The 807-nt window shown below is 63.7% G+C and carries 1 pseudogene; it reads left to right on the top strand.

The window, feature by feature from the left end:
* Nucleotides 1-437: 437 nt before the first annotated feature.
* Nucleotides 438-807 (top strand): annotated as a pseudogene (locus tag ABD833_RS11670) (hypothetical protein); the annotation flags it as partial.

The following is an 807-nucleotide window of genomic DNA, read 5'->3' as shown; positions in this document are numbered from 1 at the left end:
ACCTGCCGCCTGCGGCTGGGCGACCGGCAGTACACCCGGCGGGTGATGCTCACCAAATAGCCGATCCAGTTCTAACGTCTGATTACCGGATAAAAAGGGGAGCGTTACCAGTTAAAGCCTGTCAGGCTTTAACTGGTAACGCTCCCCTTTTTACTGCCTTCAAAACCGTGCGCCGACCTGAAATCCGCGCTAAAACGGGGCGGATGGCCCGGCTGCCGGAGAAATGACCACCGGGGTTCAGCCGCGGGCGGCGCCCCCGAGACTACGGCGGCGGCAGCTACCAGCCCTGCACCCCATGCCGCCGGGGCCTCCCCTAAATAGGGGTATATACTTTATTGAATATTATGCCAGGGGCCCGGACCTTTACTCCCCACAACCCCGGTAGGCAGCACCCGTCGGCCGGCAACAGGTCTTCATATTTTCGCCCCCCCTTCTTTATGAAATCAACCCCCACTGTCCGGCCGCGGGTGTGCCGCCGCTTCGGGTTTCTGGCCGTGCTGCTGGCCGCGGCGGGCGGGCCCCTGGCCCCGGTGGCCATCGCCCGGAACGTCACGGTGCAGCTCGATGCTACCGGCAACGTTACCATCACGGCGGCCATGGTGAATAACGGCTCCACCGCCAACTGCGGCTTCGCGACCGGCGGTGGGCTGAGCGTGTCGCCCAGCGCCTTTACCTGCGCCAATCTGGGGGCCAATAATACGGTGACGCTGACCGTGACTGATGTCTTCGGCAATACTGCTACGGCGACGGCGACCGTGACCGTGGAGGACAAGGTGGTCCCGACCTTTGCCACGCAGCCCGGCACCC

It is taken from the genome of Hymenobacter fastidiosus (genome assembly GCF_039539565.1).
GTDB lineage: Bacteria > Bacteroidota > Bacteroidia > Cytophagales > Hymenobacteraceae > Hymenobacter > Hymenobacter fastidiosus.
This window is presented reverse-complemented; position numbering and strand designations above follow the sequence as displayed.